At 58.9% G+C, this 26,081-nt stretch carries 20 protein-coding genes; 13 read left to right on the top strand and 7 right to left on the bottom strand.

Features of this window, described 5'->3' with window-relative positions; translation table 11 throughout:
- Positions 1–3 precede the first annotated feature (3 nt).
- From ACFVTD_RS03645 to ACFVTD_RS03655, 3 genes are read left to right on the top strand one after another with little or no spacing between them, the layout of a single operon-like run.
- Positions 4–963, top strand: a complete 960-nt coding sequence (locus tag ACFVTD_RS03645) for an amino acid ABC transporter permease (RefSeq protein WP_387558151.1) — start codon at positions 4–6, stop codon at positions 961–963.
- The gene (locus ACFVTD_RS03650) at positions 960–1,724 is read left to right on the top strand and encodes an amino acid ABC transporter ATP-binding protein (RefSeq protein ID WP_387558153.1); all 765 of its coding nucleotides are present in this window, start codon (positions 960–962) and stop codon (positions 1,722–1,724) included. The genes ACFVTD_RS03645 and ACFVTD_RS03650 overlap by 4 nt, the downstream gene beginning before the upstream one ends.
- A 23-nt stretch (positions 1,725–1,747) precedes the next feature.
- A complete protein-coding gene (locus ACFVTD_RS03655; protein ID WP_387558156.1) occupies positions 1,748–2,923 on the top strand; it encodes an alpha-hydroxy acid oxidase in 1,176 nt (391 codons plus the stop codon).
- 472 nt (positions 2,924–3,395) lie between these two features.
- Here the strand turns inward: ACFVTD_RS03655 and ACFVTD_RS03660 are convergent, their stop codons facing one another.
- The 5 genes from ACFVTD_RS03660 to ACFVTD_RS03680 form a co-directional block, all read right to left on the bottom strand.
- Positions 3,396–4,793 (bottom strand): hypothetical protein, encoded by a 1,398-nt coding sequence (locus ACFVTD_RS03660; RefSeq protein ID WP_387558159.1) that lies wholly within the window; start codon positions 4,791–4,793, stop codon positions 3,396–3,398.
- The gene (locus tag ACFVTD_RS03665; protein WP_387558162.1) at positions 4,790–4,993 is read right to left on the bottom strand and encodes a hypothetical protein; all 204 of its coding nucleotides are present in this window, start codon (positions 4,991–4,993) and stop codon (positions 4,790–4,792) included. The genes ACFVTD_RS03660 and ACFVTD_RS03665 overlap by 4 nt, the downstream gene beginning before the upstream one ends.
- 316 nt (positions 4,994–5,309) lie before the next feature.
- The gene (locus ACFVTD_RS03670) at positions 5,310–7,466 is read right to left on the bottom strand and encodes an acyltransferase family protein (RefSeq protein ID WP_387558165.1); all 2,157 of its coding nucleotides are present in this window, start codon (positions 7,464–7,466) and stop codon (positions 5,310–5,312) included.
- 85 nt (positions 7,467–7,551) lie between these two features.
- Positions 7,552–8,826 carry a MinD/ParA family protein gene (locus tag ACFVTD_RS03675; RefSeq protein WP_387558168.1) on the bottom strand — a complete coding sequence of 425 codons (1,275 nt, stop codon included), beginning with the start codon at positions 8,824–8,826 and terminating at the stop codon, positions 7,552–7,554.
- A gap of 1,704 nt (positions 8,827–10,530) precedes the next feature.
- Complete coding sequence (locus tag ACFVTD_RS03680) at positions 10,531–11,358, bottom strand: MBL fold metallo-hydrolase (protein WP_387558171.1); 828 nt, start codon at positions 11,356–11,358, stop codon at positions 10,531–10,533.
- 338 nt (positions 11,359–11,696) lie between these two features.
- Between ACFVTD_RS03680 and ACFVTD_RS03685 the strand changes: the two genes are divergently transcribed.
- From ACFVTD_RS03685 to ACFVTD_RS03730, 10 genes are all read left to right on the top strand, one after another.
- Positions 11,697–13,205 (top strand): polysaccharide biosynthesis tyrosine autokinase, encoded by a 1,509-nt coding sequence (locus tag ACFVTD_RS03685; protein ID WP_387558174.1) that lies wholly within the window; start codon positions 11,697–11,699, stop codon positions 13,203–13,205.
- 181 nt (positions 13,206–13,386) lie between these two features.
- A complete protein-coding gene (locus ACFVTD_RS03690; RefSeq protein ID WP_387558177.1) occupies positions 13,387–14,334 on the top strand; it encodes a glycosyltransferase in 948 nt (315 codons plus the stop codon).
- Positions 14,335–14,474: 140 nt separating this feature from the next.
- Positions 14,475–15,539: a hypothetical protein gene (locus tag ACFVTD_RS03695; protein ID WP_387558180.1), complete on the top strand. Its 1,065-nt coding sequence runs from the start codon at positions 14,475–14,477 to the stop codon at positions 15,537–15,539.
- A 19-nt stretch (positions 15,540–15,558) separates the two neighbouring features.
- The gene (locus ACFVTD_RS03700) at positions 15,559–16,683 is read left to right on the top strand and encodes a glycosyltransferase (RefSeq protein ID WP_387558182.1); all 1,125 of its coding nucleotides are present in this window, start codon (positions 15,559–15,561) and stop codon (positions 16,681–16,683) included.
- A 31-nt stretch (positions 16,684–16,714) separates the two neighbouring features.
- Positions 16,715–17,851: a glycosyltransferase gene (locus ACFVTD_RS03705; protein ID WP_387558185.1), complete on the top strand. Its 1,137-nt coding sequence runs from the start codon at positions 16,715–16,717 to the stop codon at positions 17,849–17,851.
- Between the two features lie 154 nt (positions 17,852–18,005).
- Entirely contained in the window at positions 18,006–19,442 is a 1,437-nt protein-coding gene (locus ACFVTD_RS03710) for a sugar transferase (protein WP_387558188.1), read from the top strand.
- A 42-nt stretch (positions 19,443–19,484) separates the two neighbouring features.
- Positions 19,485–20,798, top strand: coding sequence for a UDP-glucose dehydrogenase family protein (locus tag ACFVTD_RS03715; protein ID WP_387558191.1), 1,314 nt, complete (start codon positions 19,485–19,487; stop codon positions 20,796–20,798).
- A gap of 122 nt (positions 20,799–20,920) precedes the next feature.
- Positions 20,921–22,675, top strand: coding sequence for a DUF4012 domain-containing protein (locus ACFVTD_RS03720; RefSeq protein WP_387558194.1), 1,755 nt, complete (start codon positions 20,921–20,923; stop codon positions 22,673–22,675).
- Between the two features lie 170 nt (positions 22,676–22,845).
- Positions 22,846–23,451 (top strand): LPXTG cell wall anchor domain-containing protein, encoded by a 606-nt coding sequence (locus ACFVTD_RS03725; protein WP_387558196.1) that lies wholly within the window; start codon positions 22,846–22,848, stop codon positions 23,449–23,451.
- A 302-nt stretch (positions 23,452–23,753) separates the two neighbouring features.
- Entirely contained in the window at positions 23,754–24,221 is a 468-nt protein-coding gene (locus ACFVTD_RS03730; protein ID WP_387558199.1) for a VanZ family protein, read from the top strand.
- Here ACFVTD_RS03730 and galU read toward each other — a convergent pair.
- A complete protein-coding gene (gene galU, locus ACFVTD_RS03735; protein ID WP_387558202.1) occupies positions 24,218–25,108 on the bottom strand; it encodes a UTP--glucose-1-phosphate uridylyltransferase GalU in 891 nt (296 codons plus the stop codon). The genes ACFVTD_RS03730 and galU overlap by 4 nt on opposite strands.
- Before the next feature lie 58 nt (positions 25,109–25,166).
- Positions 25,167–26,081, bottom strand: coding sequence for a nucleotidyltransferase family protein (locus tag ACFVTD_RS03740; RefSeq protein WP_387558205.1), 915 nt, complete (start codon positions 26,079–26,081; stop codon positions 25,167–25,169).

The raw sequence follows: 26,081 nt of genomic DNA on the forward strand, positions 1-26,081 counted from the left end.
ACCATGGCCAACACAGCCACGGAACCGGACGCCAAGGCACCGCCCGGCGAAACACTGGACCGGCAGCTCCTCATGGGCCGTCCCCACCAGCGCCACGGAGGGTTGTGGCTGACCGCCGCGATCGTCCTGGCAGCGATCTTCCTGGTGGGCTACTCCCTGGTCACCAATCCGCGCTTCGAGTGGAACGTGGTCTTTGGCTGGTTTACCTCGGAGCGGCTGTTCACGGGCTTGCTGCGGACGCTGGGACTGACGGCCATTTCCATGGCCGTGGGAATCGTCGTCGGCGTCCTGCTGGCGCTGGCCCGGCTGGCGCCCAACGCCATTGTGGCCGGCACCGCGGCGTTCCTGGTGTGGCTCTTCCGCGGGGTGCCGGTGTTCGTCCAGCTGCTCTTCTGGGGCTTCATCGCCGCCATCTACCCGCGCATCGCGGTGGGTGTTCCGTTCGGGCCGGAGTTCTTCTCGGTGGACGCCAACGTGCTGATCACCCCGTTCATGGCGGCCATCCTCGGCTTGGGCCTGAATGAAGGCGCGTACATGTCGGAGATCGTCCGAGCCGGGCTCCTGAGCGTCAACCGCGGCCAGACCGAGGCGGCCACGGCCCTGGGCATGCGACGGTTCGCCATCCTGTCCCGGATTGTGCTGCCGCAGGCCATGAAGATCATCATCCCGCCCACCGGCAACCAGACCATCTCCATGCTGAAGACCACCTCCCTGGTCAGTGTCCTGGCGTTCCCGGAACTGCTGTACTCCGCGCAGCTGGTGTACAGCGCCAACTTCAAGACCATCCCGCTGCTCATCGCCGCCAGCATGTGGTACCTGCTGGTCACCAGCATCCTGAGCCTGGGGCAGTACTTCATCGAACGGCACTTCAACCGCGGCGGCATCACGCCGGGCCGCAGCACCCGGCGCCGCAAAGCCAAACCGGTAAGCCCCGGCATCACCCCCAAGGAGGTCCAGCCATGACCGAGGTAATGATCGAGGCCCAGGGCGTCACCAAGAGCTTCGGGGACCTCGAGGTCCTCAAAGGCATTGACCTCACCATTCCCCGGGGCAGCGTCACCTGCATCATCGGGCCGTCCGGCTCCGGAAAGTCCACGTTCCTGCGCTGCATCAACCAGCTGGAAACGCTCGACGGCGGCTACATCCTTGTGGAGGGACAGCCGGTGGGGGTGAAGGTCAGGAAAGGCCGGCTGCACGCGCAGAACAACGCGGAGGCGGCGAAGATGCGCGAGAACATCGGCATGGTGTTCCAGGGCTTCAACCTCTTCCCGCACATGACGGTGCTGGAGAACATCTGCGAGGCACCGGTCCGGGTGAAGAAGGAGAGCCGGAAGGCCGTCCAGGACCGGGCAAAGATCCTCCTGGAACGGGTGGGCCTGTCCGAGAAGGCCCACTCATACCCGGCATCGCTCTCCGGCGGCCAGCAGCAGCGCGTGGCCATCGCCCGGGCACTGGCCATGGAGCCGCGGCTGATGCTCTTCGACGAGCCCACCTCGGCCCTGGACCCGGAACTGGTGGGCGAAGTCCTGGACGTCATGCGCAAGCTCGCGGACGCCGGGATGACCATGATCGTGGTCACCCACGAGATCGGTTTCGCCCGGGAAGTGGGCGACCACCTGATCTTCATGGACGGCGGCGGCATCGTGGAACAGGGCGACCCGCGGACGGTCCTGCGCGAACCCAAACATGAACGCACCAAACAATTCCTGGCAAAAGTCATCTAGCCCAACGCATTGGAGCAGGACCCTTGAGAAACAAATGGATTGTCAGCATTGACGACTACCGCAAAGCGTCCCGGAGGCAGCTTCCCAGGATGATTTCGGATTACCTGGAGGGCGGTGCACTGGACGAGACCACCATGCGCGCCAACGAGGACCGCTTTGATGCCCTGATGCTCCGCCAGCGGTCCATGGTGGACCTCCGGGGCCTGACCACGTCCACCACGGTGCTGGGCCATGAGCTGGCGATGCCGCTGATGGTGGCGCCGATGGGTATGCTCACCATCTTCCACCCGGGTTCGGACCCGGCCGTTGCCAGGGCAGCGGTCCGGGCGGGGTCCATCTTCATCCACAGTGCCTGGGCCGGCTGTTCGCTGGAAGAGGTGGCCAAGGTGGCGCCGGACAACCTGTGGGCGCAGATCGCGTTCTGGAAGGACCCGGAGGAGACCGCCAGCTACATCAGCCGGGCACGGGCCGTGGGCGTCGAGACGCTGGTGGTGGCGGGCGACGTCGGGTCCTCCAGCAAGCGCGAACGGGACCTTCACCACGGGCTGTCCATGCCGCCGCGGCCGCCGGTGGCGGACTACTTCAACGCCGCCACCCGCCCGGCCTGGGTGTGGCGGTGGCTCACCGGCCGGAAGATGACCTACGGGAACTACCAGATCAACGGCCGACCGCTGCGCATGGATGAGATGAACAACTGGATGGCCTCCAACAAGAACCCGGGCGCCACCTGGGAGGACCTCGCCAGGCTCCGTTCCGAGTGGAAGGGCAACCTGGTGATCAAGGGCATCATGGACGCCGAGGACGCGGCGCGGGCGGTGGATGAGGGCGCGGACGGCATCTTCGTCTCCAACCACGGCGGCCGGCAGTTCGACTCCCAGCCCGCCACCATCGACGTCCTGCCCTCCATCGTGGACGCGGTGGGAGGACGCGCGGAGATCTACCTGGACGGCGGCATCCGGCGCGGCCACGACATCGTCAAGGCAGTCGCGCTGGGCGCCAAAGCCGCCCTCGCCGGGCGTCCCTTCGCCTACGCCCTGGCCACCGGCGGGGAACCGGCCGTGGACCGGGTGTTCAGCATCCTGCAGGAGGAGTTCAAGGGCGCCATGGGGTTTGTGGGCAAGGCTTCCGTTGGGGACCTGAACGGCACCATCTTCGCGGCGCCGGCCCAGCCTGCCCCGGCTGAGAGCCTGCACGTCTAATCTCGGGCTCCACGAAAGGTGCCCGCCCCGTTCATTCGGGTGGGCACCTTAAGTGCGGTGAGCATTAGAGGTACGACGGCGGCCGCATTCTTTTCGGTGGACAGCCACTTCACGCGAGGTCTTCGAAACTCTCCTCCCCGGGGCGCCAGGCCATCCACCGCCCGTCCGGGAAACCGCTCAGTTAGCGCTCTATGTGTCAGAGGGAGCCGGAGGACTGCGGGCCTTCGTGAGCCTGAACGCGGACCATGCAAGCTCTGGGGGACCGCGCGAAGAACGCCGCCCTGCAGCCGGGCAACGGCTATAGGATCCAGCGCCTCCACGCCAATTGCGAATGGGGCGGCGCCGAAGCCTTTATCCGCCTGTATGGGGCGGCCACAGGCGGGGCACGGGGACAATCTCCAGTGCCGTCCTGAACTCGGCGTGCTTGGCGGCTCGGTGACCTACTAGAGGCTGCTGCCCGGCTCGTGTTGCTCTAGCGCACGGGCTGGGCGAGTACTCGGCGCTGGTCACGGGAAGACTCCGTGAGAGCGGCAGCCTGCTTCTTTGATGCGGGCGCGTGGTCGGGCACTCTGGCCCATGCTGCCGCCACCACGAACCAGACCAAGAATCCGGCAGCGGGCCACGCGAATATGTCGAAGATCATTCCCGAAGCGGCTACGGCGATAAGCAGCAGACGCACGGTAGCCGACCCGCGGAGGAAGGCCACCATCAAGACAATTATCAGGATCAAAAGCCCGATGAAACCGTTCTGCGCAAGCGTCAGCACATACTGGTTGTCCACCGCCGCGAAACCATCGGTTTGCAGCAAGCCCTGCGAGTAGAGCCGGGGTGACGCGGCGCTGCCGTCTCCGATTAGTACAGATGTGAAGGAACGGGACTCTGACATGAGGTTGGGGACGGCGCTTAGGGCTCCGAGTCGGTGGTCTACAGATCCCGAGCCAGCGAGCTCGTCAAACTTGTCCAGCAGGAATGGGAACGCGAGGATGACCCCCACGGTCACGAGAGGCCCAACGACGTTCATTCGTGCCAGGAATGATGGCAGGATGAACGCCAGCAGTGAAAGCCCCAGGAAGAGGATGATCGCGTTACGGCTACCTGACACGAAGACGCCGCCGGCCAGAACGAGGAGGAGCAGGAAGCGCAGGACACTGTTCCACGCCCTAAGTCGCACGAGCACGATTGCGCCTAGGATCAAGCAGAATGCCAGCGGTAGAGGGTGGCCGAACGTTCCCTGAGCCCTGGGTATGGACGCCACTAGCTCATTCCGGATCCAGGCTGAGCTGCCATCCGAGAGGATGCGTCCGCCACGCCAGATCGGTTCGTGGAGGAACCTAACCTCAAACATCGCGAGCACGGCTTCGGCACTCGTCAGCAGGATGAGTACCGCAGCCAGGGCCGACCATGCGTCAAGCCTCGCTGCGGCGGACGCGAACACGAGTCCAGCGAATGTGACCGCGACGCTGAGAAGCCAGAAGGACCATTCATTAGGGTCAGGAACACGGGCTGTAGCCCAGGCATCCAGCGCAAGGAAGACGACAAGCAGCGACACAAGACCGACTGGCATACGCGGCCGCACTCGTATCACGACGGCAGCAGCGGTGATCAGGACAACGGCTGGCACCGCAAGTTTCAGGCTGTTCGACTCTGCCGTCAGTCGTAGGACCGGCACCGCCATAAGAGCGCCGGCCGCCATTGCGAATTGGACGGATACAAATGCCCGCGCACGGAGGGCGAAGGTGCAGAGGTAGCCGAGAGCCGCCAAGATGCCAATGGCGGTTCCTGGAGTAATTACGGCGCAGACCGTCAACGGGACAGTTGCCAAGCCTGTACCGAGAGCCCAGCGGAGGGCAACAGGATCGAGCTTCATCATTCGGGACTATCCTTGCCTCGGGTCGCCTCGGAGAATCGCACTACCGCGGCGACCGCGATCGAGACCAAGGCAAGAGCTTCAAAAAGGAATGGGTCCGGCACGCCGCCCGCTACAAAGAAGACCACTCCGGACAAGATAAAAAGTGCAAGCGACAGCTTTTCAGAGGCACTCCAAGGCCCCATGCCTCCCCCAGTTTTCATCACCCCAGTCTAAGGGCACACTGATTAGCAGCACTAAAGCATTGAAGGCCCCTCAGCGAACGAGGGGCCTTCACTCCGGTCCTCGGCTTTCGGTAACCCGGTAGCCCACACCCAGCAATAGAGATAATGCCAAAAGCTATAGACCCCAACGCCATCATCGGAACCGGCAGCGGGTCAACAGTGCTCCCCGACTCGATAGCCAAAAGGATCGCAAGGACCATGAACGCGACAGCAGCCCATGTAAGAACGCGCTGCTTCATATTTCCCCCAGAAGTCATGCCCTAAGTATCCCAGGGAAGACATCTGCACGAGGTTCTCAAAGGATTTGCAGGCGAACAAGTTCCTCAGCCAGGGCCGGGCCAATCTTAACCGCATAATCAGGCGCCATATGCACCTTGTCCACCTTGGTCGGCGTCTTTCCAACATATGCAGGACACATCGCTGATTGGCCGCTGCAGAACCATTCGCGGGAATCCACGAACGCCCCTCCGAAGGACTTAGCTAACTCGCCTTCCACGTTTGCCACATCAACCCACTGCCCGGTCACGCTACTCGCGCAATCCCCAGGACGGCTTACCCGTGTGTAGCAAGACTTGATGTCAACGTCCGACGGCGGCGGAGACAGGAAAACCACTTTCTTAGCCGAACCGCTGAACTTCTGCACCAATGCGCGGGTGCTGTCCGACCAGTCCTTAGGTGTGAGCGGCGCCTTAGAGTCCAGCCCGATTCTGGGTTCATACGTGTTCGTGATAAACACCAGGTCGGGCTTGAGTTCGTTGATAGCAGCGACAGCCTGGTCTTTCCTCGCGGGGCAAGCGTTCATCAGGGCAGCGTCAGAGTGGGCAATTCGGGTCTCAGTGAACGTGCAGCCGAAGGCGGCGTACGTCTTCAACTGCCATTCCGGCCTATCCTTCAGCGCCTCGCGCAGCGCACCGACATACGTCATGGCGACAGAGTCCCCAATGACGACAGCGGTCTTGGTGGCCGATGGCCCACCCCATGTGCAGGACTGCGGATCTACTGCTCCCATCTTGCCGCATGCAGCGATATCAGATGGGGCCTGCGGCCCCGAGATTACGTCATCCATCGAAGGCGTCAATGCGGGCCACTCAGGAGAAGCCAAAGCTGCAGCAATCTCGGTCTGAAGACGTGTGGTCTCTGGGCCAGATGTACTAGCCAGCCGCGCCGAGCTTGCCGTTGCTGCCGGAGCCGGCCGCGGGATACTAGCAGCAACAGGCGCTGGTGGCTGAACCAAAACGGAACTCACAACAGCCGCGGTAACGACCGCGAGAAGGCTGAGCGAAGTGAGCTTGTAGGCATGCGTAACAGGAGCCTTATTCTTCTTTCGCCGGTCACCGCTAAGCCAGGAGGACTTCCTTATGGGGTCCTCAATCAAGTGGTAGCCGTACAGCGAGGTCAGGACAATTGCAGCGAGAGTAAGCAAGAGAACGACTGGGTTGTTCAAGTCGAACAGCGCCCCCGAGAAAATGATGATCGGGAAGTGCCAGAGGTAAAGGGAATACGAGACGTCCCCCAGGTACTGACTGACGGGGTTCGTCAGGGGGGACAAGTACCGCTGCTCGCCGCCGGTGCCTGCGATGATAACCAGAGCAGTGGCAAAGACCGGAAGCGCCGCCGACGGGGCGGGGAACGGCGACCCCGAGTTGATCAATGCCAACGACGCGACAATCCCGGCCAACCCGATCCACGACAAGGCAGGACGCAGGGCGCCCGGAAGCCGTGTAAGGAGCGGCGACACTACAGCTATCAGCGCACCGACACCGAGCTCCCATGCACGGGAGAACGTTGAGAAGTACGCTTGCGTAGGCATATGGGCCGTTTCCCACATAGCCCAAGCAAAGGAAATAACGCACAGCAGAACCATGACGGCCCCAACAGCGGTCCTCGCATGAGCCTTTGCCCTGGCAGAACGCGCAAACAGCAAGAAGATCAGCAGCATCAACCATGGCCACACGAAGTAGAACTGTTCTTCAACTGCCAGAGACCAGAAGTGTTGAATAGGGGAAACTGGGCCGCCGGCTTGGAAGTAGTCCGTTCCTACACTTGCGAAGCGCCAGTTACCGGCAAAGAACAAGGCCCACACAACATCCCACAACGCAGACATGAACCTTGAGTTGCTGAAAACGAAGTACGACCCGACGAGGGTCGCAACAAGTACGGCCGTGGACGCCGGAAGAATACGTTTGATGCGCCGCAGGTAAAAGTTCTTGAAGGAGATGTGCCCGGTTCGCTCGTACTCGCGCAGCAGGAGACCCGTAATCAAGAAGCCGGAGATGACGAAAAAGACGTCTACGCCGACAAATCCGCCGGATGGCCAGTGGAAGAGGTGGTCCGCGATGACCGCCGCTACAGCGAGTGCCCGCAATCCTTGAATGTCGCGCCTAAGCCCGGCCTTTTGAACGCCAGATTTCTGCTTGCGCGCACGACTGATGCCGAGCGTGGATAGAGCCACGATTCCCCCATATGTTTGAGACCTTCGCGGGCTATTGTACCGCTTAGATATATCCGGTCATGCACCACGCGGGAAGGTTTGGCTACTACCGGTACCCGTCAACGATTGCCGCGGCGATCTCCTTGTAAGCCCGCCGCGTCTCCGGTTTCAGGACGTCGAGGGTCACCAGGTCACCATCGGCCACGCCTCGGTCGTGCGGCACCGCAATGAGTTCGCGGCAGATCCCGGAGAGGTGTTCTTCGATGGCGTCCTTGTCCACACGGGAGGACACCTCGTCCTTGTCCGTGATCACCACGATGGCGTTGCGTGCCAGGTCCTCGTAGCCGTGGCTGGCCAGCCAGTGCAAGGTGCTGCGGGCACGCTTGGCCCCCGACACCGCATAACCGGCAGCGATCACCAGGTTGTCGGCCGATTGGAGGATCCCGCTCATCGCATTGTGGGTCACGCCGGTGCCGCAGTCGGTCAATGCCACGGAGTAGTAGCTGGAGATGAGCTTGCGGATCCGCAGGTACTCCTCGGCCGTCAACGAATCCGAGACCTCCGGGTCCTGCTCCCCAGCGATCAGGTGCAGCCTGCCCGCATGGTGCATGTACCGGGCCAGGGCTGTCAGGGAGTCAATGGACTCGATGTTCTCCAGCAGGTCCGTAATGGTCCGCGGGCTTGCCTGCTGATAGATCCCCTCGCCCAGTGCCCGCTCCACCAGGTCACCCGAGTCCGGGTTAGCATCAATGGCACACGGCGCATCCCCGCGGTACTCGGCAAGGGTCAAACCCACACCAACCGTGGTGGAAGTCTTGCCGATCCCGCCCTTGAGGCTCAGAATCGCCGTGTTGTAGCTGCCCTGCAGCTGGCGCGAGATCCGGCGGGCCAGCTCGTCCTCCTGGCGCTGTTTGGGGCCGGGGCCCAGGTTCCAGGCGCCGCCACTCAGCTTGTACAGGGCGCCGCGGATGCCCCCAACCGGCCGCGGCTTCTGCTCCTTGACGAAGAGGCCGGGCGAGCTGATGAAGTCCGGCATCGGCGCATCGGCGATCGCATCGGCCACGGTGGGCCGGCTGCGGCGGAAGGACGGCTGGGCAGGAGCGTCCGACGGCGGCACGGCGGACTCGGCAGCCACGCCGCCTGAAGCGGACCCCGAACCGGAGGTGGAAGCAGGAACAGAATCCACGGAGACGATGGGCGCAGCGGTCGGCGGCGCCGGAGGAGACGAAACAAGCGAAGAATCAGCCGCCGGAGCCGCGGCAGCCGGGATGCGGGACGGCTTTGTGGCGTCGGCTGCTGCTGCGGCCTCTGTCCAGGACGTACGGCGCGTAACCGGCTTCCCGGCATCGTTCGAATTGGAGGGGGGCGTTACGGTTGGCATGGTTCCTGTCCAGGCATCCTGAACTGCGCCGTCGGCGCGACGAAGGTCGCGGCGTCGGCGCAGCTGCGGCTGCCCTGCATCCTCTGCTTGGGCGCCTGCATTCTGATCCGCCGGATCTGGCATGTCTGTCCCCCGGACATTTCGGCAAACGGTTCTGCGGCACTGGTTCAACCAGTAAGTCTAGGGGGTCCGGCAGGAGGCCTCGCCCAGTATCCGCTGGTCAGTGGTGCATCAGCGCGGCGGACACGACTGCTGCGGTGAGTACCAGGAGAACGGCAAGGATGATGTAACTTACCCACTTGGGACGTGCCTTGTGGGGGTTGATGTCGACGTATGGCACGGTCAGCGTTGACTACTCTCTAGGTGCGGATGCGGATCGGATGGGTATCTGGATTGCGCGGCGCCTAAGCCGCAGCATTTGATACGCGACTGCGATGGGAACCAGCAGAGTGCCGAGCAGTGCGGTCAGTGCCAGGGCGTAGTCCGAAAAAGCCACAAAATCCTCCATTGGTAAGCAGTCTTTCCATCCCCATCCCGACCTACCCAATCACGAGTCAATGCCTTTGACAAATTGAGTCAACCGAAACTGTTGCGTCAAAACGCGTTGCATAACGGGTGCACCAGGTCATTTACCACGGCGGCCGCAGCGGGTACCAGTACTTGGAGCATGACATCCAGTGTGGGCCAGTCGCCGCCGCGAACGGGGGCTCCAGTGCCTCGGCGAGCGCGGCCAACTGCATTGTGCCCCCATGGTGGAGGTGACTTTCAAGCTGAGCACACGGTCCATGGCTGCGCCGTCGGCTGCGCGGATCGCCTTTGCCGGTCCGGCAGCAGCTCAAGATGGGAGGCCACGAAGTCCAGCGCCCCCGGCAGACTCTCCGCTTCCTCCCCAAGTCCGTTATGCGGCGGGGATCCAGGACCGGCAGGCCGTATGCGGAAAGGTGCGCGTTCACGCCGCCCACCGCCCGTCGTTCGTGGTATTCATCGAGACGCCCGGGCGGCGTCTTGTACCATTTTTGCGGGCTGGACAGCATCTGCCATGCCGCTTGCCATGTAGGGACAAAATCCCAACGACGGTGAAAGTATTAGCTAATTAGGTAGAAGTCGGTTGGCTCCGTGAGACGGAGGTCTGCATTCCTCCGGAACGGAAGGTTCTTTACCGCGGCGCCGACCCCAATCGCGGGCAACAACACCGCTGCAACAGCCACCGACAGAGCGGTGTCGGCAATCACCCCCAAGGTTTCGCGCTTTGGCAAGCGGCGATGTCGCCTGTCATTTAAAAGCATCATCATGAGACCAAGGTAGGATCTGGGGGCTCGCATCACCCCAGTAATAGATACCTGTTTCTGTTCCCTGGTAATACTGGCCCAAACTGACCAATCCCCAGTACGGTGCAGACGTTTTGCGCCGCTTCGGTTGCGGTCCGCTATTCAGCTGCGCGAGCGGGTGACCGATCAGCATTGTCTCCGGGCATATGTCCTTCACGGCGGACATATACGCATTTAGGTGAGAAAGCCATCGTCACCCCAAACCTTATGCATCAGAAGTCTCAGAGGATCCAAGCGAGCCACCAAATACGGGATTGCCAATGCGTGGTATCCACTAGGTAGGAGGCTCGAGCCATCATTGGATCGAGCCTCTCTCACTGCCGCGTGTTCCCTGACGATTTCGTTCCTCCGGGTACGACTCAATGAAGCCCTAGTACTACGAACCGTTCTGACTGCTGCGCCAGTAGTCCTGAAGGCGCTTGATGAACCAGCGTGACTGTTCCGGGCCATATGGCAACACCGGGATGGCCTTGGTGGCGTCGTTGGGGGCATCGCGAATGGACTGGCGGGCTTGGCGAACGGCGGTGGTCATGGTGTTGGCCATGGTCTTAACAAACTGGTCGCTGCAGGGCTGACCATGGCCAGGAATCAAGAACTCGTAACGGTGGCGCAGCGCGGAGATGTGCCGGAGGGCGTCCGCCCATTCCTCGGGGTAAGAGTCTTCGAAGGAGGGGTGGGCACCTTGTTCCACCAAGTCACCCACATAGAGAGTGGTGGGTGTTCCCACCAGGAGATCGCCGTCGGTGTGGCCACGGCCAAGGTAGAACAGGGTAGCCGTCAGCCCACCGAGATCCACCAGGACGGGCTGATCTTTGACGATTGCGTTGGGAACGACAAGATCGACGTTCTCACCTTTACCAGCCGCCATCTCAGGTTCCAGCGTTCCGACAAGTCGGCGCTGCACGTCACCGCGCTGGTCAATCTCCGCGGCACAGTTCTGGTGCGCCCAGAATTCGGTAACGCCGGCTTCGGCGAAGACTGCGTTACCAAAGAAATGGTCGTAGTGGGCATGGGTGTTGACGACCACGAGGGGCATGCCCGTCTTCTCCCGGACGGCATCCAGAATCTCGCGTCCCTGCCGGGGGCCGCATCCGGTGTCGATGACCATGGCACGTTCGGCGCCGACGATCAGGCCCGTGTTCAGCAGGGATCCTTCAGTTACCAATACGTAGTTGTCCGTGCCGAGTTCGAGCCATTCCGACATTATTCCTCTGTACCTCCGGCAGAGCAGCATCCTTGTTACAAGTCCCGATACTACCCATGATGAACATGTAGTTGCGGCATCAAATCCGTGAGGCGTGCAAAGTTGGAAACCTTCCGCGAGGTCCGGTGGTCCCTGCATTTCCTGCCGTGTAGCTTCCGCCTGTATTCGAGGAAGATGGACCGCCTGATAAAACTGCCCGTGATGAACGAAAGTAGCCCGGGCGAGTAACGGTGCACCGATCACGACAGGTACACTTGGCATCACCACACAACTAATGCTGCTCTTGGGGGGCCGCTGCACCGTACCCTCCTGCCATCGATAACAGGGGGACCCAGGCCTTGGATTTTCGCGACTACCTCCGCATTCTTCGTCGTAGCTGGATACTTGTCACTGCTATGATGTTGATGGGCCTTCTTGTCGGCGGTTCAATCTCCGCGCTCACGTCACCGACGTACACGTCAGAAACCCAACTCTTTGTCGCTATTCAAAGCTCCGGCTCAGTCCAGGAACTCCAACAAGGGAATACCTTCAGTCAGGCAAGAGTCCAGTCTTACGTTAAGACTGTAGACTCACCGGTCGTTCTGCAGCCGGTTATAGATTCATTAGGCCTAGACCTAACCTCCGAGAAGTTGGCGCAAAAGGTAACGGCTACTACCGAAACCAATACGGTACTAATCAACATTGCCGTGACCGACACGTCGGCCGTACAGGCTGCGGCCATAGCGCAAGCAGTAGCTGACAGCATGATCAAAGCCGTGGATTCCCTTGAAAAACCAAAAACTGGCGGCTCATCACCCGTAAGTCTGTCCGTGATCAAGCCCGCTGTTGCACCCCTTACGCCTTCGGCCCCGAATACTAAGGTGAATCTCCTTTTGGGGCTGATAATTGGGCTCGCCTTGGGGGCAGGTAGCGCCGTCCTGCGGACGAACTTCGATACTCGAATACGTGGCGAATCTGACCTGCGGCACGTAACGAACGCGCCTTTGCTGGGTGGTATCAGTTTCGACCAAGATGCCACGAAAAGACCGCTCCTTACCCAGGCATCGGCTCAGAGTCCCCGTGCGGAATCCTTCCGTCAGTTGAGAACCAATCTCCAATTTGCCAATGTCACCGGCCACGCTAAGACCGTTCTAGTCACATCTTCCCTACCAGGTGAGGGCAAGAGCACTACTGCGACAAACCTGGCTATCGCATTGTCACAAGCCGGAAAAACAGTTTGTCTCGTAGATGCAGACCTCCGCAGGCCGATGGTCAACGAGTATTTGGGCCTCGAAAGAGGCGCCGGACTTACCACAGTCCTCGTTGGCGCTGCTGACATCAACGACATGTTGCAGAAATGGGGCGAAGAGAGCTTGTATGTGCTGACCGCCGGACAGATTCCGCCGAACCCCAGCGAATTGCTAGGTTCGCATGATATGAAACAACTCATTACCGGGCTCGAGGAAGTATTCGATTTCGTGGTGATCGACGCTCCTCCCCTCTTGCCCGTGACCGATGCGGCAGTGCTCGCTCAACACGTGGGCGGGGTTGTGGTTGTAGTTGGTTCGCAGACGGTTCGGCGGCAAGATCTAGATAAGTCAATCGCTGCTCTGGAACTCGTGGGCGCCAACGTCCTGGGCGTGGTTCTCAACCGCGTCCCCGTGAAGGGACCGGATGCTTATTCCTACACCTACTATAGTCACAATGAATCCGACTCTTCCTCGGTGCAAAGACTAAAAGCCACTAAAACCCAAAGCCATCGAAAGCAGTCCCAGTCCGCAACAGTTATGCCTCCAACGGAGGCCGCCGCAAACCAAAGCGAAGAGCTCCGGCCGGCAAAGGCGTTCCCAGGTATCAACCGTGGATAGTGGATTACCTCAGTCTGACGCCGATCATCGCAGGTACAACTTCATTGTTATAGGCCACGACATATCCTCGAATGCGTTAGGCCGAGCAATATCGCTCCTCTTGGTTACAAATGAATTGGGCCCATCTACGCTTCTCGCTTTTGGATCCGGCCCCGTTTGGAAAGGTGCCAAACAGTTTAATGTGCCTATCATTCGACTATCGAAAAATTGGCGAAAAGAACTAAAACATCAACTCCGGCGGGACCCATCTGCACAAAATATTGTGTGGGCGGCTAAAGGTATTGCACCCTTAGACAAAGCGACTCAATTTGTCACTCAAAATGATCCAAAGGCGATTATTTTTCTGGATTTAGACGATGATGACGCAGGACTGGCAGAAGCGTTTGCAAAGCGTTCTCTTACCAATCGACTTCGACTCCACCCTTGGCGGCGCACGAACCCCCGCCGGATTCGTCGCAGTCAGCATGCAATTGCCCAGAGCGCTAGTGGTTACACATTTTCTTCGAACGCATTGGCTACGGTCTATCCGCAATCCTTTCAACCGTCCAGTCGAATTCCGCATGTACGCACTAGCACGCAGCAGCCCCTGCGTAAGGTGTCAGCCAATTCGGCGACAGTGAAGTTCGGCTCCTTCGGAACTTTGCGTCCGCACAAGGGCAGCGGCTTACTGCTAGAGCTGATGCGTTACGACAGGAACATGACACTCGTAACCTTCGAGAACTGTGGACTAGGAACCCCAGAACCTACTGACTGCAACTGGGTGGAATTGGAATCGGACACGCCCCTAGATGTGGCATATTCTCACGTGGACGTCTCAGTGATACCCATCACCGAGGGTAACAGCGGCGCCCAGTTTCAACTGCCAGCAAAACTGATTGACTCGCTACAGTGGGGGACGCCTGTTCTAGCCACGCCGACGCCAGCCATTGAGGAAATAGCTGAAGGGGCATTTACTCCGCTTTGCAGCCCAATGACGGCGGCTCACGTTGCAGAGCAAATTCGGACGCTTGCTTCTAGCGATGACGGCAGGCGAGGAGCAGCCAGGTTTTCCGAAGTCCTGACGCCTCAGGCGGCAGCTAGAGAACTAATACTCCTGATAGACCAGGCTGCCAACGCAGGCGGGACCTAATGCGCCTCCTTCGACGGCTTGCGCGGGCGGTATTTCATCAGTCCCTGATCGCTCAAGGAGCAACAGCAGCAGCGGCGCTGGCTAGCGTTGCCCTACTGGCTCGAGGGCTCCCCACCGAGGACTATGCACACTACGCAGTCGTGACTGCAGTCTGGGCCATTGGCAACGCCGTTGTCGGGACGGGGACAGGAACGCGGGTGGCCAAGAGCGCCGCGGAGGGTATCGCGCGAGTTCACTTCCAAAAAAGCGAGATTGTCGTCTCACTTGTGGCAGCCATTGGAACGTCGGCGTACATCGGCAACCTCCGTGAGTCTCTGGTCGAGGGAGTCATCGCGGGCGTTTGCATGATTTCGTTTATCGCCGCTGAAGCTAGTACGTCATTCGAAATAGGCCTCGGGCGATTTAACCGGTACTTGTGCCTGCTGGCTCTCCGGGCTCTACTCCCCCCGGCCTTGCTTGCAGTGCTATTCGTTTCCAGTACGGCAAGCTTTATCGGCGCGATGCTGTGCGTCCTTGCAGGAAACTTAGCTTCTCTTCTTCTCTGGCCGAATCGCTTCTCTGGGCGCCTAGATCGCAGCAAAGATTCCACCGGACATTCCGTCGGCGCCATCAATATGGGCCTCTGGGTGATTGCTAGTGCAGATCGCCTCGTCCTTGAGCCCCTAGTTTCACCTCTAAATTTGGCCTCATACGCTCTCGCATACGGTCTTGCCGACAGGGTCTACCGATCCCTCTCGAACGCATACATCGCGCGCACTTTAGGCAAAGCCTTCGCAGGAACTGCCGGCCCGACACGGCTAAGGTTTTACGGCTTGACTTTCGTCCTGACAATTTTAATAGTGCCAGCCGTTCAAGTCGGAAGCAACCTTCTTTCGGGTGGCCGCTATGATGTCTCGCCGCTAATGACTGTTGCAATAACTCTTTCCGGCCTATTCATGGTTTGGGCCGCACCAGCATACGTTAAAATAATGACCTCGAATGATTTTACGTACACTTTGGTAGCTGTGTTTGTTCTTGCCACTGTGAATGTGATAGGGAATATTGCCTTTAGTGGAGCTTACGGGACAATCAGTGCGGCCATCATTTCTCTACTAACTTATGTCGCCTGGTTTGCCTGGCTAACCTTTTACTCTCGACGGGACATATCTACGAAAATGGATGGCGCTAGGCATCTTCGAGTTCTCAAGAGCTACGCCCAAATATGAAGAAGAAGGCTCTACCTGCATGAATAATGATTCTCTTCTGGCTTTTCCTATGCACGGCCAGTTAAAGCTTCTCTCTGAGGGCTACCGGACGCGCGACGGCCATCTCATCGAGTGGTTTGCAAGACTCAACGCTGGTTGCGGACCCGTTGCGGTTTTGTCTCGGCCGGAGCCCCATTTACTCAGGCCGTTGACTGGCAAGACCCGCCGTAAAGATCCAGCACCAAACACGAGAGCTGTCGACTCCTACTCATGGCACGTCCCGAAAGTCCACGATCGTCGATCTTGGTGGGTTCAGTCAAGAAACGCTTACGTTCTCCCTAACCCAGTCCCCGAGGTTCCATCGATAATCTGGAACCCACTCGTGGGCATTTCTAACGTATGGGACGATTTGCGCGAGAATCACGGGACAATAGCGGTCGACCTACTGGACGACTGGACAACGCATTATGCATTTCAGTCGATTCGGAGCCATGTCGAGCAGGGTTACAGGAACATCTTCGAACATGCCGAACTGGTAACAGCCAATGCCGAAGGAACGTTAGACCTCGCTCATAGATTTGGCCGATCTGACGCTGTCCTTCTCACAAATGGGGTCGATCCCGGTCGCTTCGAGCAAATGTCTACTGCTAGTGGCCGGGTGACGGTGGGTTACGTCGGCAAAATCGGAAAGCGCGTCAATCTAAAGCTCGTGGAAGAGTGTGCGAAGAATCTTCCTGATGTTGATTTTGTGTTTGCCGGACCCATATTAGACAAGGACTACAGGCCAGCCCTCGAAGCCCTCGAGAACGTCAAACTTCTCGGGGACGTGCACTACGAGAACGTACCTCAACTACTGAAGACCTTCGATATTGGTTGGGTTCCCCACAACGTCGGTGAGTTTGAGGTTGGGGGCGACGTAATCAAGACGTACGAATACCGAGCGGCGCATCTTCCAGTTCTCTCAACGCCCGTCGCCGGCGCCGGACAACGTGAACTTGAATCCGTATACGTGGTTGCCCCCGAAAATCATGCCTCGTGGTTGAAGGCAATGATCGACGGGAAGTCAAGAATCGCTCGGGAACACGGAAACATCCCGACGAAGCATACTTGGAAAGACAAGGCAGAGTTTATTCTTTCAAGGCTCAATCCGAATGTTTCGGCCTGAAAATATGTCTGCAGACCATAGGGGAGAAGCTATGAAACGATCAGTGGCAATAATTGGGACGCGCGGCTACCCGAGTTACTACGGGGGCTTTGAAACCGCCGTGCGGCGACTAGCGCCCTACCTGGTCGAACAAGGGTGGGACGTGACAGTCTACGGCCGAACTAACGCTACCAAAGACGATGATCCTGCTAAAGACTCACGCGTGCGAACTGTAGTCACCCCTGGTATCGAGACAAAGTCTGTAAGCACGCTCTCATACGGGCTCACGGCCTCTCTGCACACAATAGTCAAAAAGCCTGATGTCGCATTGGTTATGAATACGGCTAATGGTTATTTTTTGCCGTTGCTTCGGCTCCGCGGTATACCAACGCTTGTGAATGTCGATGGAATTGAATGGGATCGTGCTAAATGGGGTCGCGTGGCAAAGCGTGTATTCCATGCAGGTGCTCGGTTGACCTCGCGCCACGGCACCCGAATGGTTTACGATGCAAAGGCTATCGGGCAGCGGTGGCTGGAGGAGTTCAAAGTAGACGGTGAATTTATACCGTACGGCGGCGACTTCCCGGGGCATCTTCCAATTGAACCTGGTCTCACCCACCGAGGTTACGTTCTTGCCGTCGCCAGGTTTGTTCCTGAAAACACCATTCCTGAATTTCTTGCCTCGGCTGAGGAACTCGCCAAGTGTTGGCCGGTTGTCCTTGTCGGTTCCACGGGCTATGGAGGCGAACTGGATTCGCGAGCAGAAGCCTTGGCCAAACGCCAACCAAACTTCACCTGGCTAGGGCACGTGAGTAACGATGCGAGGCTTCACTCCTTGTGGCAGCACGCGGGCGCATATTTTCACGGACACAGTGTTGGCGGCACTAACCCAGCACTCGTCCAAGCGATGGCATGCGGCGCACCCGTGGTCGCTAGGGACACCGTCTACAACCGCGAGGTCCTCGAAGATTGCGCCCTCTTTGTGTCCCCCAAGGCCGAAGCAATTGTTGACGGGATTTCACGGCTCATGCAGGATCCTGAACGACAGGAAGAAATTTCTGCAGCAGCTCTCACACGGGCCAAGGAACACTACTCATGGGAGGGTGTATGCGCCGCGTACGAGAAGGCTCTCATTGAACTTGTCGAACTACCCCTGAAGTCACAAGCTTTGTACCGAGTGACGCACTAAGGGAAGCCCTGTTGCAATCAACCGCTGGTTCATAGTGAACTTGGGAGTTGCAGTAGAAAGGCTTTGGACGCTGTCAATACCTCGGCGCCCTAAGTGTAGGTACTCTATTACTTTTGCCAGCGCGTAAATCAGTACGAGATATAGGAATTGAAATTTGGGGGCTTTGGTTGATTGGCGAGTGCGAACATCTCGCACTTTAAAGGTAGTTGACGCATTTGTAATTTTGTGGGCTGTCGCCGGAGCTTACGTAGTTCGATTTGGCTTTGAAGCTGGTCAAGATCAAAGTAGCCACGAAACAAAATACCTCTTTTTTTCGATTATTATCGCCGTTGCCTGGTGGCTCATGCTTGGGGCATGGAACAGCCGCCACAGTCGTGTGTTGGGCGCCGGGCCTGACGAATATAAGCGTGTTACTGCCGCTTCTCTCTGGCTTTTCGGACTTATTGCAATTGTTTCGTACGTCCTTCGCATTGATACGGCCCGCGGGTACGTAGGAATAGCTTTGCCGGTCGGCTTGTTTGGCTTGCTAGTGGCGCGCTGGCTACTACGACAGCACTTAAACGTAAATCGTGCAAAGGGCGAAAGCATGTCTCGTTTGATGCTGATTGGCGGCCCCGGCGCAATCTCACACCTATCAGCGTCATTGGAGCGCGCCAAAAATGCGGGCTATATGCCTGTGGCGGCGTACTCGCCAGGAACTGCTGACCGGGGAGGCTGGCACAGGGACTCAGGACTCCCGGTTCTGGGTGGATCAACTGAAGTGTCCTCAATCCTTGCTGCCATCCATGAGTGTGAGGCCGATGCTGTCGCAGTCTCGGCGGGCGTGCAGTTACATCCGCAGACGCTACGTCAGCTGGGCTGGGAGCTTGCCACTCAGAACGTCGGACTCATCATGGCTCCGGCTCTTACGGACATCGCAGGTCCACGAATCCACACTCAGCAGGTGGCTGGACTCCCACTGATACACGTGACGACTCCAACCCTCGAGGGTGGACAACGCGTAGCCAAAAGACTTTTCGATATTTGCGTTTCTGGAATCCTGATACTCCTAGTTTCCCCGCTAATGGCCATCTTGGCGCTAATGGTGCGGTTAGACAGCGAGGGGCCAGCACTGTTTAAGCAGGAGCGAGTTGGGATTGAGGGAAAGCATTTTAAAATGTTGAAGTTCAGATCGATGATTGTCGACGCCGAACTTCGACTAGAAGGATTATCCGAAAAGAATGAAGGTCACGGGGTTCTATTCAAAATGAAAAACGACCCCCGCGTTACTCGGGTGGGTCAGATATTGCGAAAGTATAGCCTCGACGAGCTTCCGCAACTCATCAATATATTCTCAGGGCATATGAGCCTGGTTGGCCCGCGTCCTCCTCTTCCTCGTGAGGTAGAAGCTTATGAGCAGGACGTGCGTAGGCGGTTGCTAGTCAAGCCTGGGCTGACCGGACTATGGCAGGTCAGCGGGCGATCAAATCTCTCTTGGCAGGATTCCGTTCGGCTGGATCTCTATTATGTTGAAAACTGGTCACTGGCTGGCGACCTCGTAATCATTCTCAAAACTGTCAGGGCCGTTTTTCGCAGCACTGGCGCATACTAACCTTCGCCATAACAGCTTCTCATCAGGAATAGGACCTACATCATGCGAATCTCAGTTATCGGATGCGGCTACCTCGGGGCCGTGCATGCGGCGTGTATGGCCAAGCTAGGCCATGACGTCGTCGGAATCGATGTGGATGAAACGAAGATCAAGGACCTCGCGGGCGCAAAGGCCCCGTTCTACGAGCCAGGCCTCGAAGAGCTTCTGGCCGAAGTGCAAACCACCGGCAGACTTACTTTCTCGACCGAACTTTCAGCTGCGGAGGGAAGTCACGTTCACTTCATATGTGTTGGCACGCCACAGAAGAAGGGTGAAAATGCAGCGGACTTGAGTTATGTAAACGCCGCTCTACACGGTCTTGTACCCTACCTGTCACCTGGTGATCTTGTGGTCGGAAAGTCAACCGTTCCGGTTGGTACAGCCACGCGATTGGCAGAGGTCGTTGAAGAAAGCGAACCGGCTGCACACTTGTTGTGGAACCCGGAATTTCTGCGGGAGGGACATGCCGTTGCTGACACTCTGAGCCCCGATAGATTGGTCTACGGCATCGAGGGGGGCTCCGAGGAACACCCTGCAGTTCAGAAGCTTGACGAAGTCTATGCCGCTTCGATCCAAGCTGGGACGCCCCGGTTGGTCACTGATCTGCCGACAGCAGAACTGGTAAAGACTGCCGCCAATTCATTCTTGGCAACGAAGATTTCGTTCATCAATGCCATGGCTGAGCTCTGTGATGCAGTAGGCGCCGACGTGACACTTCTGGCGGATGCAATTGGAATGGATAACCGAATCGGGCGAAGGTTCCTGAACGCTGGCATAGGCTTTGGCGGAGGATGCCTCCCCAAGGACATCCGTGCATTCATGGCGCGCGCCGGCGAACTCGGTGCTGACCAAGCGCTCACATTCCTCCGTGAAGTGGACGCAATCAACATGCGACGCCGAAGCCGAGTCGTGGAGCTCACGCGCGAGTTGTGCGACGGCTCGCTCCTGGGTAAGAGGATTACCGTGCTGGGTGCTGCCTTCAAACCCGAAAGCGACGACGTACGTGACTCACCTGCCCTCAGCGTTGCCGCCCAACTCCAACTGCAAGGTGCCGTAGTAACCGTCACAGACCCCGAGGCTCTAGCTAATGCCGCACGTCGATTCCCTGAGTTGCACTATGAGCACGTCACGGAATCTGCTCTAACACGTGCGAACGCCGTTCTTCTTCTCACTGAGTGGCAGGAATATCGTGATCTGGATCCCTACGAGGCAGCAGCATTGGTTTCCACTTGCAAAATTTTGGATGGCCGGAACGTTTTGGATCCCAGTAAGTGGCGTGCCGCCGGCTGGACGTACCGTGGGCTCGGCCGACCTTAATGAGGACGGAGAATTCAACCCCACAAAATTCTGCCTCAGACGAAGGTCCCGTCAAGGACCACCACGCCAGGAGTAGGTCTCGCCGGATTCTCAAGATTGGGCTGCCTATAATCGTCGTCTTCGTGATCCTTGGCGCCGGTGTTGCATGGCTAGGAGTTAGGGCAGCTGCGATCAAGGCCGAGTTGGATGCTGCATCGAGTCTTATTCCTCAACTGAAGCGACAGGTCTTGGCTTCGGAGCATGAGTCAGCGGCGACCACACTTTCCAACCTTCGAACTCACACATCAAATGCTCGCAGAGCCGCCGAAGATCCCCTGTGGACCCTCGCCTCTAGTGCGCCTTGGCTGGGTCCAAACTTTGGCGCCGTTGCGGAAGTTTCGAGGTCCGCCGATGATCTCGCAAATCTTGGGCTGGCGCCCCTTATGGATGTATATGAAACTGTCAACTGGGATGCCCTACTGCCTAGTTCGTCAGGCGCCAGCCTTGTGCAATTCAAGGCTGCTGCACCAAGTCTGGTGTCATCGGCGCACACCGTCCGTGCGTCGGCTGAGCGATTAGAAGGAATTAATGCAAGCCAACTGTTGCCCCAAGTTGCTGAACCTCTCAATACAGCGAGGGACGAACTGAAGCAGGCGAATGAATTGCTCGGTACTGTGGCGGACGCAGTAAGCATTGCGCCTGGGATGCTTGGAGCGGATAACACGAAGAACTACCTCCTCATGATTCAGAACAATGCGGAGGCTCGGGCATCGGGCGGCATACCCGGCGCCCTCGCCGTCATCACGCTCAGCAATGGAAAGTTATCCCTTGGCTCACAGAGCAGCGCTGGCTCCGTCGGGACAGTGACCCCGCCAATATCTGTCGATCCTCAACAACAGCAGATCTATACAGGCCGATTGGGCAAGTACATGCAGGACGTGAATCTCACCCCTGATTTCCCTACTGCCGCCGCCACTGCTAAGACCATGTGGGAAAGGAAGACCGCTCAGCAAGTAGACGGAGTCGTATCTATTGATCCGGTCGTCTTGAGCTACATTCTTCAAGCCACAGGGCCCATACAGATCGATGGACCAGATGTGTCCCTGGCCGCAAACGCTGGGCTGCCCACTCGGCTTACGGCAACTAACGTCGTACCAACGCTACTTTCCGACGTCTACGCCAAAATTCCAGAACCGAAACTTCAGGATGCATACTTCGCTGGTGTAGCCAAAGAAGTTTTTTCAGCCCTGTCAACCGGAAAGGGCGAAACCAAAGGACTCTTGGCGGGGATCTTCCGGGGCGCCGAAGAAAGGCGTGTTTTAGTCTGGTCTGCCGATTCACGCGAACAATCAGTCTTGACTAAATACGATCTCAGCGGCTCTATCTCAGGTGTAAGTGTCTCTCCCGCCCAGTTTGGGGTCTACTTCAACGACGGGACGGGCGCCAAGATGGATTACTACGTCAAACGCACCGTAAAGCTCATCAAGGAATGTCCAGCAAACGGCTACGAGCAGACAACTGTACGCGTCTCCAGCACCAACGCAGCACCTGCTGATGCTGCCACTTCCCTTCCGGCGTACGTCACGGGTGCAGGTGCTTTCGGAATTACACCAGGTACTGTCCAAACAAACATCATTGCCTACGGCCCTGCACAGGCAAACGTTGAGTCAGCCACCGTTGACGGCCAAAAAACTCCCTTCGCCCCTTACATCCACGCGAACAGGCCAGTCGGTGTTGTTGCCCAGCAACTTGCGCCTGGCGAAAGCAAAACGGTGGACTTCACTTTCGGAAAGATCGTCCAGCACACGGAACCTAACGTGGTTGTCACGCCCACTGTCCAGCAAGTAAAGGACGTTATCCTGCCCACCGAAAATGCGCCCTGCGATCAAGGCCAGTGACGGCTGCGTTAACACTATGTAAACCGACTGGATTGAGGTTGGTTACTACCGAATCGGGATGGTATCTTCTATCTGGGATATCTATCCGTAGTTCTGCACACGGTCTCGTGCGGAGGGGGCATCTCCCCAAAATCGGGTATCAAAAATTAAAAGTCTCCGGGGGGACACACATGAAGAAAACACTCGCCGCACTCGCACTCGCGGGCTCCATCGTACTCATCGGTTCCGCGCCGGCCATGGCCGCAACCTACCCGGCTCTTCCGCCGCAGGCAGCCGTTTCCGACGGAACCGTAGGTCCGGGTGAGACGTTCGTCTTCCGCGGCCAGGGGTTCCTTGCAGGGGAATCGCTGACCATCCGCGTCACGCCGGGCCAGGCCCCTGCGTCCAACGGCGCCAACATTGCCGGTAGCCGCGCAGTTGCTGCCCGCATCAACGTCGTGGCCGAGGCACAGACCTTGTCCGCTCAGGCTGACGCAAAGGGCGCTGTCGCACTGCCCATCGCCATCAACGAGGCTGGGACCTACTCCATCACCGCCACCGGCAACACCTCCGGTGTGACCGTTGGCCCCGTCACGGTTACCGTGGCTGCTTCCCTGGCAAACACCGGCGGCGCGGCTGCCGGTAGCGCACCGCTGGCAAACACGGGCGGCCTGGCCAACACCGGCGCCGACTCCGGCCTGATCCTGTGGACCCTGGTGGGCGCAGGCGCACTGGCCGCCGGTGCGACCTCCGTTGTGGTGGTTCGCCGCCGCGCCAAGGCTGAGGTTTCCGCCTAGGCATAAGGCTTCTTACTACCAACGAAGGTGGGTGCATCTCCGGAAACGGAGATGCACCCACCTTTTGCTTTGGGGACGGTGTGGGTGCCCGCAACCTTGAGTTCAACAAGATCGGTCACCAATGCTTTTGTGGTAACTATTAGGGCTATGGGGAGACATTGGCGCAAAGCACCGAGAGAGTACGACTTTTCCGTGCCACTCCCCCGGCCACAGGTGATGGCCTACGCCCTCCTGGTTCTCCTCGCGGCCTGCGCCCTGGCCACAGCCGCACTGGCCCTTCTGCGGACGTCCTGAGGCCCTTTTTGAAACACCTTCACAACCACCGGCTGTGGCAATTTATCCTCGCGGCCATGGTGGTGCCCCTGGCGCTGATCGCTTTCTGGCCGACCCCCGTGGATCAGCCCGTTGCTGGACAGCTCTCAGCCGTCCTGCAGTTTCTCCACCGGCATGGCGTGCCTAGCTTGTTCAATTACAAATTCGTGGAAGCGTCAGCCAACGTTGCCCTTTTCATACCGGTTGGGTTTGTAGCTGCCCTTGCATTTCCGGCAAAACAATGGTGGCAAATCGGCGCGTTTGGGCTGTTGATTTCCGGTTGCATTGAGCTGGGGCAGCTGCTTTTTCTTCACGACCGTTTTGCAAGCCCGTCAGATATTGTGACCAACACGTCAGGCGCTGTCATTGGCGCCCTGCTGGCCACACTGGCCACGAAAAAAGGGAGGCCCGCCGCCTTCGGCAGCAGGCCTCTCAGAAGCGCTAAAGCGAGAACTTAGCCGACGAAGCTCTTCATCCAGGTCTTCAGGTCCTCACCGAACTCCACGCGCTCGGACGCGAGGGTGATGACGGCCTTCAGGTAGCTCAGCTTGTCACCGGTGTCGTAACGGCGGCCCTTGAAGACCACTCCGTAGACGCCGGAGCCATCGCCCTCGCCGGCAGCCAGGGTCTGGAGGGCGTCAGTCAGCTGGATCTCGTTGCCGCGGCCAGGCTCGGTGTTCTCCAGGACACCGAATACGGAGTGGTGCAGCACGTAGCGTCCGATCACAGCCAGGTTGGACGGGGCCTCGCCGACGGCTGGCTTCTCCACCAGGCTGTTGACGCGGACGTAGTCTTCGCCTTCAACAACCGAGATGTCAGCACAGCCGTAGGCGCTGATCTGCGACGGATCAACCTCGATCAGAGCGATCACCGAACCACCGGTCTTCTGCTGCACCTCCATCATGGTGGACAGCAGGGTCTCTGCCTCGTCAATGAGGTCGTCACCCAGGAGCACGGCGAACGGTTCGTCCCCCACGTGCTGCTGGGCGCAGAGCACTGCGTGCCCCAGGCCCTTGGCCTCGCCCTGGCGGACGTAGTGGATGGGGCCCAGGTTGGAGGCGTACTCCACCATGCCCAGCTTGTCCTTGTCCCCCTTGGCTTCGAGAGCGGCCTCCAGGCCGGGCTCGCGGTCGAAGTGGTCTTCCAAGGCGCGCTTGTTGCGGCCCGTGATCATCAGCAGGTCCGTGAGGCCTGCATCCACCGCTTCCTCCACCACATACTGGATGGCCGGGCGGTCAACCACCGGCAACATTTCCTTCGGCATTGCCTTTGTGGCGGGCAGGAAGCGTGTTCCCAATCCGGCAGCAGGAATGACGGCTTTGGTGATAGCTTTCCCCGTAGTCATAGCTGAACCTTAACAAATTTGGTGGGTTAACCGGCAATTGGATACGGATTAGGACCGCTTAATCACCGCTGGCCGAAAGCTTGCGGAGGCTTCGCATGATGCGCGGGAGGGCACGGACGAAGCGCCACCACCGGTTGCGATGTTGTCGGAGTCGTCCAGACATGGACATGTCTGCGTAGATGTTTCCACTGAGGAAGACCTCCCGCGTTGGGAAGAGCGCCCCCCACAGCATCCTTGGTTTCTCGGTCCAAGGCGCCTGCAGGATAGCCAAGAGCCGCGCGCTCCCGGGCGCCTGCGCCGCGACGCGGTTGCGCCACTCTTGGGAGGGTGCCGGCCAAGCAGGGGACACTGATTCGGGAAGAAGGCTTTCAACGAAGGGCCGGACGGCGGCCAGGGCACCTGTGGCCCTAGCGAGCTCCAGGAGGGGCTCCGACTTGGATTCCCGCCGAACGACGCCCCCGAGGTACTGAAGCTCCTGGCGACATGCGGGCAGCTCGGGCGACCGCAAGGCGTGCAGCGCCAAAAACAGGATTCCAAGCTCCTTCAAAGGGACCCTCAATTGCTGCCCTGCGAGTTCCATGCTGACGGTATGTTGCCACAGATACTCGAAGGAGTCCCTGTGCGGTTTTTCCATTCCTGGAAAGCGGAAGTGGACGTCAATGCAACAAGGCCACTCTGGGTGATCAAGGGTCACCGAGTGCTTGGGGAAGGTGATGTTGTCTGGATCCGACGGGCGCCTCCGCCAGCCCCGTTCGTAAAGGTCCTGGATCAGTTCCCCGAGACGAGCCGGGTCCACGAAAACGTCCACGTCTGCCGATATTTTGGCTTCACGCAGCCCCTGGATGACGCTTGCTGGACCCTTGATGAAGAAGACCCTGATGCCCACACTGTCCGCCAGGCATGCCACGAGAGCGTGACCGAGGAGCACGCCCTCCTGGATCCTGAGTTGGGTTTCGTCGCCAGCGAATGCCAT

Origin of the sequence: Pseudarthrobacter sp. NPDC058119 (genome assembly GCF_042884655.1) — a bacterium.
Lineage (GTDB): Bacteria > Actinomycetota > Actinomycetes > Actinomycetales > Micrococcaceae > Arthrobacter.

What these genes read in the sequence shown, in the direction of transcription:
- ACFVTD_RS03645 (WP_387558151.1), top strand. Translation starts at nt 4, where the DNA reads ATGGCCAACACAGCCACGGAACCGGACGCCAAGGCACCGCCCGGCGAA.
- ACFVTD_RS03650 (WP_387558153.1), top strand. Translation starts at nt 960, where the DNA reads ATGACCGAGGTAATGATCGAGGCCCAGGGCGTCACCAAGAGCTTCGGG.
- ACFVTD_RS03660 (WP_387558159.1), bottom strand. Translation starts at nt 4,793, where the DNA reads ATGATGAAGCTCGATCCTGTTGCCCTCCGCTGGGCTCTCGGTACAGGC.
- ACFVTD_RS03665 (WP_387558162.1), bottom strand. Translation starts at nt 4,993, where the DNA reads ATGAAAACTGGGGGAGGCATGGGGCCTTGGAGTGCCTCTGAAAAGCTG.
- ACFVTD_RS03675 (WP_387558168.1), bottom strand. Translation starts at nt 8,826, where the DNA reads ATGCCAACCGTAACGCCCCCCTCCAATTCGAACGATGCCGGGAAGCCG.
- ACFVTD_RS03680 (WP_387558171.1), bottom strand. Translation starts at nt 11,358, where the DNA reads ATGTCGGAATGGCTCGAACTCGGCACGGACAACTACGTATTGGTAACT.
- ACFVTD_RS03700 (WP_387558182.1), top strand. Translation starts at nt 15,559, where the DNA reads ATGAATAATGATTCTCTTCTGGCTTTTCCTATGCACGGCCAGTTAAAG.
- ACFVTD_RS03705 (WP_387558185.1), top strand. Translation starts at nt 16,715, where the DNA reads ATGAAACGATCAGTGGCAATAATTGGGACGCGCGGCTACCCGAGTTAC.
- ACFVTD_RS03715 (WP_387558191.1), top strand. Translation starts at nt 19,485, where the DNA reads ATGCGAATCTCAGTTATCGGATGCGGCTACCTCGGGGCCGTGCATGCG.
- ACFVTD_RS03725 (WP_387558196.1), top strand. Translation starts at nt 22,846, where the DNA reads ATGAAGAAAACACTCGCCGCACTCGCACTCGCGGGCTCCATCGTACTC.
- galU (WP_387558202.1), bottom strand. Translation starts at nt 25,108, where the DNA reads ATGACTACGGGGAAAGCTATCACCAAAGCCGTCATTCCTGCTGCCGGA.
- ACFVTD_RS03740 (WP_387558205.1), bottom strand. Translation starts at nt 26,081, where the DNA reads ATGGCATTCGCTGGCGACGAAACCCAACTCAGGATCCAGGAGGGCGTG.